Below are 12,794 nucleotides of genomic sequence, written 5' to 3' on the forward strand. Positions count from 1 at the left end.
CTTACTCCGCGACCGGCAGTTTCTTGGGCTTGGCGACCTTCAGCCACCAGGCCAGTCCCACCTGCGCGACCAGCACGGCCGACAGCATGGAGGTGAAGACGCCGATCGACAGCGTCCAGGCAAAGCCGCGCACGGGCCCGGCCCCGAAGAAGAACATGATCAGCGCCGCCACCAAGGTCGTCAGGTTGGCGTCGATGATGGTGCCCATGGCCTTGTTGAAGCCGGCATCCAGCGAGGCGATGACGCTGCGTCCCTGTCGGGCCTCGTCACGCATCCGCTCATAGATCAGCACATTGGCGTCGACGGCCACGGCAAAGGTCAGGATCAGACCCGCGATACCGGGCAGGGTCAGGGTCGCCTGGGTCATGGACATGGCGGCGACGATCAGAATGCCGTTCAGCACCAGGCCGATCACCGAAATGCCCCCGAACAGGAAGCCATAGGCCAGGAACATGAAGACCACGATGACGACAAAGCCCAGCGCCGTCGCCTGCATGCCGCGATCCACGGCGTCCTTGCCCAGCTCGGCGGTAACGGTCCGGCGTTCCTCGACATTCAGCGGCGCCGGCAGCGCCCCGCCGTTCAGCAGGCTGACCATCTCGGAGGCCGAGGCGATCGAATAATTGCCCTCGATGACGCCCGAACCGCCCAGAATGGCGCTGCGGATCACCGGGGCCGAGATCACCTTGCCGTCCAGAATGATGGCAAACGGGCGACCGATGTTGGCGGCCGTAACCTCGCCAAAGCGACGCGCGCCCTGGCTGTCAAAGTTGAAGCCGATGGCCGTCTGGCCGTTCTGGTCCTGGGTGACAAAGGCCCGGGTCAGGTTCTCACCCGACACAAGCACCCGCCGCTTGACCAGGATGGGGTTGCCCAGCTCATCGGCCATCAGCACCGCGTCGGGCGGCACACGTCCCTGAAGGGCGTCTTCGATGCTGTTGTCGACATCGACCATCTGGAAGGTCAACTGGGCCGTCTGGCCGATGACGCGTTCCAGCTCGGCGGGATCGCTTTCACCCGGGGCCTGGATGACGATGCGGTCGGCGCCCTGACGGGTGATCGACGGTTCGCGCGTGCCCAGATTGTCGATCCGGCGGCGCACCACCTCGATCGACTGGGTGACGGCATCCGGGCCCATGCTGTTCAGGGCCGCGTCGGTAAAGGCCACGCGCAGACGATTGTTCGACAGACGCGTCACCTGACGATCCGCGACGCCGCCCACGCCCCCGCGGGTCACCGTGTCCCGGATCGCCGTGAAGGCGGCATCGACCTGCGCATCCGTAGAGAAGGTCACCACGACGCCGGTCGCCTCCGGCTGGATCGAGACCGGCGTGATCTGCGCTTCACTCAGGCTCTGGCGAACATCCTCGACCGTGTTGGCGACGCGTTTGGACTGCATCTCGGTCACATCGACCTCGAGCAGCAGGTACGAGCCGCCCTGCAGGTCGAGGCCGAGGTTCAGCGTATTCTTGGGCAGGAAGCCAGGCAGCGCCTCGCGCTGGGCCGGGGACAGCAGGCTGGGGTAGGCGAACAGAATTCCGAACGCCAGAGACAGGCCCAGAAGGATGACCTTCCAGCGCGACAGATGGATCATGGTTCGCTTCCCCGCAGGCTGGCCCTATCAGGCCTTGCTGCTTTTGGCCTTGCGTTCGATGGCGGCAGGCGCCGTGCGATCACGGACCTCGGTGATCATGGTCTTGACCACGCGGACGTTCACGCCCTGGGCGATGTCCGCCATGACCTCATCGGCCTCGACGCGGGTCACCTTGCCGATCACGCCGCTGGACAGGACGATGGTGTCCCCGCGCTTGACCGAGGCCACCAGCTCCTGGTGCGCCTTGACCCGCTTTTGCTGCGGACGGATCAGCAGGAAATAGAACAGGACGAAGATGGCGATGAACGGCAGGAAGTTCATCAGCAGGGCCATCATGCCGCCATCAGCGGTGGCGGCCATCAACAGGATCGGGTCTTGGGCTGTCATGGTTTCTCCCGGCACGGAGCGTTGTCCGGCCACATGTCTCGAATGTGGCGCGGAACCTAGTGCATGATCGAGTAAGATGGAACCGCTTCGCGGTTCCGACGAGTTCGTGAATCATGCACTCGGAAATTCCTGGAGCCTGATTCACGGCATCAGCGGAATCGCGAAGCGATTCCTCCTCAGCCGATCAGGCTCTAAGGGGCCGGACGTCCGATTGCAACGGACACCGGCGCCCCTGACGCACTCTTATCGCGGAAGCTGCAACAGGGGGTCGAGCGCGGTCGGCTGATCCCCTTGCATCCGCCAGACTTCAAAGTGAATCGACGGCTGTCCGTCGCCGGCCGTATCGCCGACCGTGCCCAGTTGCGCCCCGGCGGCAATGTCGTCACCTTCGCGCACGGTCGCACTGCCCAGATGGCCATAGACGGTGCGCCAGCCATCGCGGTGCAGGACCAGAACCGTCAGCCCCTGACCCGGCAAGGTATCGCCGACATAGCCGACCCGTCCGGCGGCCGAGGCCCGGACAGGACTGCCCAGCGGTGCGCCGATGTTGATGCCGTTGTTGCGCTCGCCCATGCCCACAGGACCAAAGCGGCGCAGGATGTCTCCGCGCACCGGCCAGTCCAGCGGACCGCTCCGCGCGGTTGAACCATTGGCGACCGGCGGCATGGGGGCATTGCCCGAGGGCGGCGGCGGCGGCGGCGGCAGGGCCCCGGACGGCACCCGAACCCCGGTCGGCGACGGACCGGTGGCATAGGGGTCCTGGCCAGAATCCACGGCCGAGTCGGGCAGGATCACCTCACCGCCGACGCTCAGCGCCGCGCGCGGGCCCAGGTCGTTCATCTCGATCAGCACCTGGATCGGCGTCAGGAACCGGCGACCAATCCCCGACAGGGTATCGCCAGGCTGGACGGTATAGCGGGCCCCCGCGACGCGGCTGACGGGCAGGGCCTCTATCGGCGCGGCCTCGGGCGCGGCATTGATGCCGGACGCCTCCAGCGCCCCACCCTCGACTTCGCCCACCGGCGCGGCCGTGCCGAATTCGACACCCGGCGGCGGGGCGCTCTGGCGCGGGGGCGGCGGGATCTCTGTCGCTGTGACCACCCGTACACCGGTCGGATTGACCGGCACCGGGCGCGTCGAATAGCGCGGCTCGGTCGGATAGCTGGCGCAGGCGGCCATGGTCAGCATGCCTATGGCCACGGCCAGAAGGGTCATCCCCCGTCGCATGTTCACCATCCGCATCTCTCCTCTTGATCCCGGGTCGCGCTTTCCCCCGGTGTGCCCCGCCGACGGCCATAAGCCAACCCGTCAATCCGCACCAAAATTGGGCGCGAAGGTTAACAGCTCCCGGAATTCCGGCTTCAGCCCTCCTTGGCCGTGCCCTCGACCAGCGGCACGAACCGCACCTCGCTCAGGCTCTCGCGGTGGAACGATCCGTCCGGCTGGCCGACATAGCGGTTCAGCATCTGCACCGAGGTCCGCCCCACCGGGCACACCAGTATGCCGCCGGGCTTCAGCTGTTTCAGCAGTTCGGTCGGTTCATGCGGGGCGGCCGCCGTCACCATGATCCGGTCGAAGGGCGCCTGCTCGGGCCAACCCAGACCGCCGTCGCCGTGCCGGGTGATGACATTGTCGATCTGCAGGACCTTCAACTTCGCCTCGGCCTCACTCAGCAGGCTGCGATAGCGTTCGACCGAATAGACATAGCGCGCCAGCCGGCTCAGCACCGCACACTGATAGCCACTGCCCGTGCCGATCTCGAGCACCCGGTGGCGCGGCTGCACATCCAGCGCCTGGGTCATCAGGCCGACGATATAGGGCTGCGAAATCGTCTGGGCGCAGTCGATCGGCAGGGCCTGATCCTCCCACGCCTGATCGAGGAATTTCTCATGGACGAAGACAGCGCGGTCGATCGACTCCATGGCCGCCAGCACGCGGGGGTCCGTCACCCCCTGCTGCCGCAGCCCGAGGATCAGCCGCCCTGCCCGGTCGTCGTGTAATTTCATGGCAGCAAGCTCCTCCCCTGCGAAGCGGGGGAGGGGGACCATGCGCAGCATGGTGGAGGGGGCAAGCGACATTCGCGACGGAGCGCTGAGGGGCGTGCAGACGTCCGCCCCCTCCACCGCTCCGCGGTCCCCCTCCCCCGTGAGGGACGGGGGAGGATCACGATACCTTCTCCACCGTCTTCGGGGGCGCCCCGCCCAGCAGGCCCTTCAGGTCGTGGATGCTGGGCGCATGGGTCAGGTCGATGTGCAGCGGCGTGACCGAGATCTTGCCCTCGTCCATGGCCCGCAGATCGGTGCCCGCCGGATGGTCGTGCTTGGTCCCGCGGAAACTCATCCAGTAATAGTCGCGACCGCGCAGGTCGGTGCGCCTGACCGCGTGCATCTCGCCGATGTCGCGGAAGCCCTGACGGGTCACCTCGACCTCCTTGACCTCGGCGGGCGCGAGGGCGGGAAAGTTCAGATTCATCACGACCCCCGCCTGCCAGGTCTGGGCCAGCAGCCGCGAGATGATCGGCGGGGCAAAGGCCTCGGCCGTTTCCCAGTGCGCCGTCACCTCGTCGTGGAACCGCTCCAGGCTCTGCGACAGGGCGATCGAGCGGATGCCGAACGCCATCCCCTGCAGCGCCCCCGCCACCGTCCCGGAATAGGAGCAGTCCTCGCCGACATTGTGCCCGCGATTGACCCCCGACAGCACCAGGTCGGGCCGCTCCGGCATCAGGTCATTGACCGCCAGCACCACACAGTCGGTCGGCGTGCCGGTCACGGCGAACCGCTTGTCGCCGATCCGGTTGACCCGCAGCGGCTCGGTCAGGGTGATGCCGCGCCCCTTGCCCGATTGCTCGGTCTGGGGGGCGCAGATCCAGACATCGTCCGACAGCGCCCGCGCGATCCGCTCCAGACACGCCAGCCCCTCGGCCTCGATCCCGTCGTCATTGGTCAGCAGGATTCTCATCCGACGTGCGTCACCCCGTCCGGCATGTAGCGCTTCAGAACCTCGGGCACGGCGATCCGGCCGCCCTCGTCCTGATAGTTTTCCATGACCGCCACCAGCGTCCGCCCGACCGCGAGGCCCGAGCCGTTCAGCGTGTGCACAAACTCGGTCTTCTTCTCGCCCGCCCGCTTGAACCGCGCGTCCATGCGCCGGGCCTGGAAATCCCCGCAGTTCGAACAGCTCGAGATCTCGCGGTAGGTGTCCTGGCTGGGCAGCCAGACCTCGAGGTCAAAGGTCTTCCGCGCCGAAAAGCCCATATCGCCCTTGCACAGCAGCATCCGCCGATAGGGCAGCTCCAGCGCCTGCAGAACCGCCTCGGCACAGCCGGTCATCCGCTCATGCTCGGCCTCGGAATCCTCCGGCCGCGTGATCGAGACCAGCTCGACCTTGGAGAACTGATGCTGGCGGATCAGCCCGCGCGTATCCCGCCCCGCCGACCCCGCCTCGGCCCGGAAGCACGGCGTCAGCGCCGTCAGCCGCATCGGCTCGGCCAGCTCATCCTCCGACAGGATCGTCTCCCGCACGAGGTTGGTCAGGGACACCTCGGCGGTGGGGATGAGCCAGCGATTGGGTTGCTCCGAATATCTCGCCATCAAGAGGTCGTGTTCCAACCCGGTCGGAGAGCCTTCGAAGTTGGATGCCTCTCTACGCTCATCGTGATGGCTCAGCTGGGTGAGGAGTTCCTGCCAGTCCGCCCCAATGCGAAACAGGTCGTCCTTAAACTTCGGCAGCTGCCCCGTCCCGAACATGGCCTCGTCGCGGACCAGATAGGGCGGATTCACCTCCAGATAGCCGTGCCGGGCCGTCTGAATGTCCAGCATGAATTGGCCCAGCGCGCGTTCCAGCCGGGCCAGTCCACCCTTCAGCACCGCAAAGCGCGCGCCCGACATCCTGGCCGCCGCCTCAAAGTCCAGCAGGCCCATGGCCTCGCCCAGATCGGCGTGGTCCTTGGCGGGACCCGTCCGGCGCGGTTCGCCCCAGCGGCCGGTCTCGACATTGCCGGCCTCATCCTCGCCGTCCGGCACATCGGCGGCGGCCAGGTTCTTCAGGCCCGCGAGGATGTCGCGCAGTTCGCGGCCCTTTTCGGCCTCGACGCTTTCCTGCGCCGCGATCTCGCCCTTCAGCCCTTCGACCTCGGCCTTCAGCCGCTCGGCCTCGGCCATGTCCTTCCGGCCCATGGCGGCGCCGATGGCCTTGGAGGCGGCATTCCGTTTCGACAGGGCGTCCTGCCCCGCCGTCTGGGCGGCGCGCAGGTCGCGGTCCAGCTCCAGAATACGGTCCACCGTCGCCTGCGCATCCTCCACCCCGCGCGAGGTCCAGCCCGCCACAAAGGCTTCGGGCGTGTCACGGATGGCGCGGATGTCGTGCATGGTCAGTCTTCGTCTTCGGCGGAGGAAGCGATGCTCTAACCCCCCACGCGGAGTCGGGCAAACCCCCCCAACCTCATCTCCCCCTACTGCCTACTGCCTGTTGCCTCCCGATAGGCTACCCTCCCGAATCCATGCCCATCCGCCGCCTCCCCCCCGAGACCGTCAACCGCATCGCCGCCGGCGAGGTGGTCGAGCGCCCGGCCAGTGCCGTCAAGGAACTGGTCGAGAATGCCCTCGACGCCGGCGCCACCCGTATCGAGGTGCAGATCGAGGGCGGTGGCCTGACCCGCATCCTGGTGGCCGACGACGGCCAAGGCATGGCCCCGGACCAGCTGGAGCTGGCCATCGAGCGCCATGCGACCTCTAAGCTGGAGCCCGACGACGCCGGTGATGTCGACCTGCTGCGAATCTCGACCCTCGGCTTTCGCGGCGAGGCCCTGCCCTCGATCGGCTCGGTCGCCCGGCTGACGCTGACCAGCCGCCCCCAATCGGGCGGCGACGCCCATGCCCTCAGGGTCGAGGGCGGCCGCGTCAGCCCCCCCGGCCCCGCCGCCTTCCCCGGCCCGCACGGCACCCGGGTCGAGGTGCGCGACCTCTTCTATGCCACCCCCGCCCGGCTCAAGTTCATGAAGTCCGAGCGCGCCGAGGCCATGGCCATCGCCGAGGAGCTGCGCCGTCAGGCCATGGCGCACGAGGCCGTGACCTTCGCGCTGGACGTCGAGAGCCGCTCCGTCCTGCGCCTGCCCGCCGAACATCCGGGGGATGAGGGGCGCCTCCGCCGCCTGTCCGCCATCCTCGGCCGCGATTTCGAGGCCAATGCCCTGCTGGTCGACCAGACCCGCGACGACCTGCGCCTCAGCGGCTATGCGGGCCTGCCTACCTATTCGCGCGGCAATGCCCAGCACCAGTATCTGTTCGTCAACGGCCGCCCGGTGAAGGACCGCCTGCTGCAGGGCGCCCTGCGCGGCGCCTATGCCGACTTCCTCGCCCGCGATCGCCACCCCGCCGCCGTGCTGTTCCTCGACGTCGATCCGCTCAAGGTCGACGTCAATGTCCATCCGGCCAAGTCCGAGGTGCGCTTCCGCGACGCCGCAATGGTGCGCGGCCTGATCGTCGGGGGCCTGCGCCATTCGCTGGCCGCCGCCGGCCACCGCGCCTCCACCACCGTCGCCGATCAGGCCTTGGGAGGCTTCACCCCCCACACTGGTATCGGCAGCCAGCCCGTGAGCCAGCCGCAGGCCACCGGATGGAGCGGCTGGACCGGCTGGAGCGCCCCCGCCTCCGCCGCCCAAACCATCCCCGGCCTCAACGACCGCTCCGCCCGCGTCGAACCCGAGCTCCCTACTGCCTACTCCCTACTGCCTATTGCCTCTCAGGCCGCCCATCCGGACTCCGGGCCTGAGGACATGGACCTCCCCCTCGGCGTCGCCCGCGGCCAGCTGCACGGCACCTATATCGTCGCCCAGACCCGCGACGGTCTGGTCCTCGTCGACCAGCACGCGGCGCACGAGCGCCTCGTCTATGAGCGGATGAAGGCCCAGATGGCCGAGGGCGGCGTCGCCCGCCAGACCCTGCTGGTGCCCGAAGTGGTCGAGCTGGACCCCGCCGAGGCCGAGCGCGTCGCCGACCGCGCCGGCGAACTGGCCGAGCTGGGACTGGTGGTCGAACCCTTCGGCACCGGCGCCGTGCTGGTCCGCGAAGTCCCCGCCCTGCTGGGCCAGGTCGACGCCGCCGGCCTGATCCGCGACATCGCCGACGACCTCGCCGAACACGGCGTCGCCCTCGCCCTCAAGGAACGCCTCGGCGACGTCTGCGGCACCATGGCCTGCCACGGCAGCGTCCGCGCCGGCCGGGTGCTGTCCGCGCCCGAGATGAACGCCCTCCTCCGCCAGATGGAAGCGACGCCGCACAGCGGCCAGTGCAACCACGGCCGGCCCACCTATGTGGAGCTCAAACTGGCCGATCTGGAGAAGCTGTTCGGGAGACGGTGATGAAACGTCGAGCCTTTGCATTTATGGTTGCCCTCGCCGGCGCAGGCCTCGGGCCCGGCTGTTCTGCCCCGCCCCCGACGACGGACCCTGTCGAGGAAGCACGAAGCGCCCTCGCACGCCACGCAGAAGGCCCCGTCGAGATACAGAGCGTATCGGTCAGCGGCGAGATCGTCTGCGGATGGGCGGATACCTCGGGGCCTTTTTTCTTCGAGGACAGTACGCTCGTCCTGTGGTTCGACGACCAGACCCCGTTCAGTCGATGTGGGTCGGACTTCGTGGCACCGGCGCCGCTGGCGGCACCGGTCTACTGACCCTTGCCAATTTCCGCAATATAGCTAATATCCACATATGCCCGCGTCTCCCACCACCCCGGCCGTCTCCGCCACCGAGTTCCAGACGCGGGCCGGGCTGTATATCGAGCAGTCGGGCAAGGCGCCGGTGTTCATCACCAAACATCGGCGGCTGGCGCGTGTGCTGATCGACATCGAGGAATATGAGCGGCTCAAGGCTCGCGATACGCGACAGGCGTACCGGACCGAGAACCTGCCTGATGAGTGGGCGGGCGCGCTTGAGGCGGCGGATTACGGCCCGGCAGACCCGGCGCTGGACGCCCTGACCGACTGATCCCGTGGACAGGCCGCAGCCGCAGGTCGGTCTTGTCATCCGCTACGACTTCCTGTGGTCACACGAGCTCGACAAGGGATATGCCGCCGGGGCCAAAGAACGCCCCTGTGTGATTGTGACCGCCATCGTTCACGGGCCGGACGGCCAGACTGATGTTCTGGTGGCCCCCATCACCCATTCGGTGCCCGGGGACGATGCAGTGGCCATCGAGATCCCGGCGAGGGTCAAGCAACATCTGGGTCTCGACGACGACCGCAGCTTCATCATTGCCGGCGAGGCCAACACCCTGTCATGGGATGATCCCGGCATCGTTCCGGCCGTCCCCGGCCAGCGATGGGCCTATGGCCGTCTGCCCAAGGGGCTTTACGATACCCTGCGCTCGGCCATGCTGGACCTGGTAAAGGCAGGCAAGCTCAAATCGGCAAACCGCAAAGGCACATGACCTCCCCCTCCCTCCTCTTCATCTGTCTCGGCAATATCTGTCGCTCGCCGCTGGCCGAGGGGGCGTTGCGGCAGGCTGCGCGGCAGCAGGGGCTCGACTTAACCATCGACTCTGCGGGGACCGGGGACTGGCATGTCGGTCACCCGCCCGATCCGCGCGCGATTGCGGCGGCGCGGCGGAACGGGGTGGATATATCGGACCTGAGGGCGCGACAGGTGACGGCGGACGACTTCACCCGCTTTGACCACATCCTCGCCCTGGACCCCCAGAACCTCGCCGACCTGCGCCGACTGGCGCCCGCCGGGACCACCGCCCGCCTCGCCCTGTTGCTGGATCACGTCCCGGGACGAAAGGGTCAGGGCGTCGCCGACCCCTACACCGGTACCGCCGCCGACTTCGACACCACCTGGACCGACGTCACGGCGGCCGTGCCGGGGGTGTTGCGGGTGTTATCTTAGTCCCCTCTCCCGACGGGACCCGAAGGGCAGCGCGGAGCCTGAGAGGGGGTTGGGGGTGAGGGGCGCTCCGCATCCTTCGGCGTGAGCCGTCGCACAGGTCGTGCTGCGGCGTTCGCCGACACACACCGCCGCCCCTCATCCGGCGCTCACGCACCACCTTCTCCCATCGGGAGAAGGGACAAATTGACTGGCGGAACCTCGGCCAACAGCGCTGCCCCCGTTGTGTTCGTTGTGTCCTCGTTGTGCCCGCTGTGATGAACCTCATTCTTCCCTTCGCCGGGGAGACGGGTGAGGGGTAGGTCGAGCCCTGCGGATAGGATAGCTGCCCCGATATTCCCCAGCCCTTTCAACACCCCCACCCTTTCCCGAACCGTTCTGCCCGACCAGCCCGCCGTCTCGCCCATATTGTCCGGTTGCCATGACCCCACCCGCGGAGGCGCCGCCATTTCAGACCATTCAGACGGTTCAGACGGTTCAGACGGTTCAGACGGTTCAGACGGTTCAGACGGTATTTCCCCACACCCTCGCCTCCATGGCCATCCGGACCATTTCCGCCTAAATGCCCCTCCCCTTTCGCCAGCGACCGTGACCCGCCTTGCCCTTTCCTTTCGACATTGCCGCCACCGACGGACGCGCCCGCACCGGGGTGCTGAAGACCGCGCGGGGCGAGATCCGCACCCCGGCCTTCATGCCGGTCGGCACGGCGGCGACGGTCAAGGCGCTGACGGTCGATCAGGTGGCCCAGACGGGCGCCGATATCCTGCTGGGCAATACCTATCACCTGATGCTCCGCCCCGGGCCCGAGCGGATGGAGCGACTGGGGGGCTTGCACAAATTCATGCGCTGGGACCGGCCGATCCTGACCGACTCCGGCGGATTCCAGGTCATGTCGCTGTCGGGCATTTCGAAGCTGACCGAAGAGGCGGTGACCTTCTCCAGCCATATCGACGGGTCCAAGCACGTTCTGACCCCCGAACGCTCGATCGAGATCCAGGCCGACCGGCTGGGGGCCGATATTTCCATGCAGCTGGACCAGTGTGTCAGCTGGCCGGCCGAGCGGCCCGCCGCCCAGGCGGCCATGGAGCTGTCGATCCGCTGGGGCGCGCGCTCAAAGGCCGCGTTCGGCACGCGCGAGACCCAGGCGCTGTTCGGCATCCAGCAGGGCTCGACCTTTGAGGACCTGCGCCGCCAGTCGTCCGAACAGCTGCTCGAGATCGGCTTTGACGGCTATGCCATCGGCGGTCTGGCCGTCGGCGAGGGCCATGCCGCCATGTGCGAGGTGCTGGACTATGCGCCCGAGATGCTGCCCGTCGACCGGCCGCGCTATCTGATGGGGGTGGGCAAGCCCGTCGATCTGGTCGAGGCGGTGGCGCGCGGGGTCGATATGTTCGACTGCGTCCTGCCGACCCGCGCCGGGCGTCACGGTCAGGCCTGGACCTGGGACGGACCGCTGAACCTCAAGAACGCCCGCTTCGCCGAGGATCAGGACCCGCTGGATGCCACGCTGAATTGCCCGGCCTCATCCACCTATTCAAAGGCTTATCTGCATCATCTGATCCGGGCGGACGAGATATTGGGCAAGGTGCTGCTGACCTGGCACAACCTCGCCTTCTACCAGGCCCTGACCGCCGCCATGCGCGAGGCCATCGCGGCGGGCCGGTTCGAGGCCTTCCGCAGCGACTTCCACGCCCGCCACGTCTCGAACAGCAAGGTCTAGCGCCGGGTCGGCTGGAACCAGCGGGGGGCGGCCGGCGGGGCGCAGTTGAAGCGCATGCCCTGCCCCTTCAGGAAGGCGCGCCGCAGCCGTCCGGCCTCGATGGCGGCCTGCACCTCGCGGCTGTGCTGGTCCGCGCCGGACAGGGTGCGGATCCAGCTGCGGGCCGGGATGAAGTCCGTGGCCGTGTCGCGGATTGCGTCCAGCGCCGCCTCGGCCGCGGCATCGACCGCCCGGTCGCCCAGGGTGCGGCCGTCCGGTGCCGGCGGCTCGTCCAGGTCGGGCCCCAGCGCCTCGTCCAGCCGCGTGATCTCGGCTCCGATGGTCGAGCAGCGGTCGAGGTTACGCATGTCATAGGGGTTGGCCTGGGCCTGCAGCAGCACCGTGGGGATGCGCTCGCGCCGCAGCCCCACATCGTCCAGCGGCGCTGTCACGGCTCCGCCAAATCCGTCGGCTACGGTCTGCACGCCGCTGCAGCCCGCCAGCGACAGAACAAGAGCAAGACACACGAGGGGACGAACGGACATGCCGAACCCTAACCACAGTCCGGGGCCGTCGCACCAGTCCTGAGCGTCCGTGGATAAAATTGTTGACAAAATTCTAATTTTGGCTTTAACGCATTGACGAATCAGGGGGATGGGGATGCTGGCGCCGTTGAATAGTTTCTTGTGCCGCCACGACTTTTACTGGTCGGAGCGCCACGGCGCCGAACGCTGCCGCCGGTGTGCAAAATTGCGCGAGAGTGACACACCCACCCACGCCGAGCCCCTGCGCTTCGACGCCCCGCCTCCGCCGCAAGCGGCCGAGGTCATGGCCTTCCCGGACCTGACGCCGCGCGTGGTCGCCCCGCTTCCGGACGAACCCGTCGACCTGAAGACCCGGATCGAGCACCTCGCCGGGGGGCAGGCGCTGGACCGCGCGGCCACGCTGAAGCTGTTGCTGGACCTGATCGAGGACGGCCAGTCTGCCGATCCGCAGATCGTCGGCATCACCGCCGCCGAGTTGTATGCCCGGCTGCACACGGCGGTGAACCAGGCCTGATCCGGAAGCGGATGGTACGCCCTCTCGGGCTCGAACCGAGGACCCTCTGATTAAAAGTCAGATGCTCTAACCAACTGAGCTAAGGGCGCATACCACACCGGTCGCGTTCACGACCCGGCGACGGGCCTTCTGTTGCAAACCGTCGCCGGGGTCAAGAGCTGGCTCGACGCGCGACG

13 protein-coding genes and 1 tRNA gene are annotated in these 12,794 nt (G+C 67.7%); 6 read left to right on the forward strand and 8 right to left on the reverse strand.

The features are described from left to right. Position 1: 1 nt before the first annotated feature. The 6 genes from secD to serS form a co-directional block, all read right to left on the reverse strand. A complete protein-coding gene (gene secD, locus EG854_RS02295; protein WP_123286127.1) occupies positions 2 to 1,594 on the reverse strand; it encodes a protein translocase subunit SecD in 1,593 nt (530 codons plus the stop codon). 27 nt (positions 1,595 to 1,621) lie between these two features. Further along, positions 1,622 to 1,981 (reverse strand): preprotein translocase subunit YajC, encoded by a 360-nt coding sequence (yajC, locus tag EG854_RS02300; protein WP_241153090.1) that lies wholly within the window; start codon positions 1,979 to 1,981, stop codon positions 1,622 to 1,624. Positions 1,982 to 2,224: 243 nt separating this feature from the next. Continuing rightward, positions 2,225 to 3,196 (reverse strand): M23 family metallopeptidase, encoded by a 972-nt coding sequence (locus EG854_RS02305; protein WP_241153091.1) that lies wholly within the window; start codon positions 3,194 to 3,196, stop codon positions 2,225 to 2,227. A 146-nt stretch (positions 3,197 to 3,342) separates the two neighbouring features. Beyond that, on the reverse strand, positions 3,343 to 3,987 hold the full coding sequence (locus EG854_RS02310) for a protein-L-isoaspartate(D-aspartate) O-methyltransferase (protein ID WP_123286169.1): 645 nt from the start codon (positions 3,985 to 3,987) through the stop codon (positions 3,343 to 3,345). A gap of 157 nt (positions 3,988 to 4,144) precedes the next feature. Further along, positions 4,145 to 4,939, reverse strand: coding sequence for a 5'/3'-nucleotidase SurE (surE, locus tag EG854_RS02315; protein WP_123286130.1), 795 nt, complete (start codon positions 4,937 to 4,939; stop codon positions 4,145 to 4,147). Then, entirely contained in the window at positions 4,936 to 6,348 is a 1,413-nt protein-coding gene (gene serS, locus EG854_RS02320) for a serine--tRNA ligase (RefSeq protein ID WP_123286131.1), read from the reverse strand. The genes surE and serS overlap by 4 nt, the downstream gene beginning before the upstream one ends. 131 nt (positions 6,349 to 6,479) lie before the next feature. On the opposite strand from serS, the gene mutL reads away from it, so the two are divergent. From mutL to tgt, 5 genes are all read left to right on the forward strand, one after another. Beyond that, positions 6,480 to 8,339, forward strand: a complete 1,860-nt coding sequence (gene mutL, locus EG854_RS02325; RefSeq protein WP_123286132.1) for a DNA mismatch repair endonuclease MutL — start codon at positions 6,480 to 6,482, stop codon at positions 8,337 to 8,339. Positions 8,340 to 8,687: 348 nt separating this feature from the next. Continuing rightward, positions 8,688 to 8,963: a type II toxin-antitoxin system Phd/YefM family antitoxin gene (locus tag EG854_RS02335; RefSeq protein ID WP_123286134.1), complete on the forward strand. Its 276-nt coding sequence runs from the start codon at positions 8,688 to 8,690 to the stop codon at positions 8,961 to 8,963. A 4-nt stretch (positions 8,964 to 8,967) separates the two neighbouring features. Beyond that, complete coding sequence (locus tag EG854_RS02340) at positions 8,968 to 9,405, forward strand: growth inhibitor PemK (RefSeq protein ID WP_123286135.1); 438 nt, start codon at positions 8,968 to 8,970, stop codon at positions 9,403 to 9,405. Continuing rightward, complete coding sequence (locus EG854_RS02345) at positions 9,402 to 9,863, forward strand: low molecular weight protein-tyrosine-phosphatase (protein ID WP_123286136.1); 462 nt, start codon at positions 9,402 to 9,404, stop codon at positions 9,861 to 9,863. Before EG854_RS02340 ends, EG854_RS02345 begins: the two co-directional genes overlap by 4 nt. 595 nt (positions 9,864 to 10,458) lie before the next feature. Next, entirely contained in the window at positions 10,459 to 11,580 is a 1,122-nt protein-coding gene (gene tgt, locus EG854_RS02355) for a tRNA guanosine(34) transglycosylase Tgt (protein ID WP_123286137.1), read from the forward strand. Here tgt and EG854_RS02360 read toward each other — a convergent pair. Continuing rightward, the gene (locus EG854_RS02360; protein ID WP_123286138.1) at positions 11,577 to 12,104 is read right to left on the reverse strand and encodes a hypothetical protein; all 528 of its coding nucleotides are present in this window, start codon (positions 12,102 to 12,104) and stop codon (positions 11,577 to 11,579) included. The genes tgt and EG854_RS02360 overlap by 4 nt on opposite strands. A gap of 205 nt (positions 12,105 to 12,309) precedes the next feature. On the opposite strand from EG854_RS02360, the gene EG854_RS02365 reads away from it, so the two are divergent. Beyond that, on the forward strand, positions 12,310 to 12,618 hold the full coding sequence (locus tag EG854_RS02365) for a hypothetical protein (protein ID WP_123286139.1): 309 nt from the start codon (positions 12,310 to 12,312) through the stop codon (positions 12,616 to 12,618). A gap of 12 nt (positions 12,619 to 12,630) precedes the next feature. On the opposite strand, the gene EG854_RS02370 is transcribed toward EG854_RS02365, so the two are convergent. Beyond that, positions 12,631 to 12,707: transfer RNA gene (locus EG854_RS02370), tRNA-Lys, on the reverse strand. Positions 12,708 to 12,794: the final 87 nt, after the last annotated feature.

This window comes from Brevundimonas halotolerans, assembly GCF_003730275.1.
Taxonomy (GTDB): Bacteria; Pseudomonadota; Alphaproteobacteria; order Caulobacterales; family Caulobacteraceae; genus Brevundimonas; species Brevundimonas halotolerans.

What these genes read in the sequence shown, in the direction of transcription:
- EG854_RS02310 (WP_123286169.1), bottom strand. Translation starts at nt 3,987, where the DNA reads ATGAAATTACACGACGACCGGGCAGGGCGGCTGATCCTCGGGCTGCGG.
- EG854_RS02335 (WP_123286134.1), top strand. Translation starts at nt 8,688, where the DNA reads ATGCCCGCGTCTCCCACCACCCCGGCCGTCTCCGCCACCGAGTTCCAG.
- yajC (WP_241153090.1), bottom strand. Translation starts at nt 1,981, where the DNA reads ATGACAGCCCAAGACCCGATCCTGTTGATGGCCGCCACCGCTGATGGC.
- EG854_RS02345 (WP_123286136.1), top strand. Translation starts at nt 9,402, where the DNA reads ATGACCTCCCCCTCCCTCCTCTTCATCTGTCTCGGCAATATCTGTCGC.
- EG854_RS02305 (WP_241153091.1), bottom strand. Translation starts at nt 3,196, where the DNA reads ATGACCCTTCTGGCCGTGGCCATAGGCATGCTGACCATGGCCGCCTGC.
- serS (WP_123286131.1), bottom strand. Translation starts at nt 6,348, where the DNA reads ATGCACGACATCCGCGCCATCCGTGACACGCCCGAAGCCTTTGTGGCG.
- surE (WP_123286130.1), bottom strand. Translation starts at nt 4,939, where the DNA reads ATGAGAATCCTGCTGACCAATGACGACGGGATCGAGGCCGAGGGGCTG.
- mutL (WP_123286132.1), top strand. Translation starts at nt 6,480, where the DNA reads ATGCCCATCCGCCGCCTCCCCCCCGAGACCGTCAACCGCATCGCCGCC.
- secD (WP_123286127.1), bottom strand. Translation starts at nt 1,594, where the DNA reads ATGATCCATCTGTCGCGCTGGAAGGTCATCCTTCTGGGCCTGTCTCTG.
- EG854_RS02360 (WP_123286138.1), bottom strand. Translation starts at nt 12,104, where the DNA reads ATGTCCGTTCGTCCCCTCGTGTGTCTTGCTCTTGTTCTGTCGCTGGCG.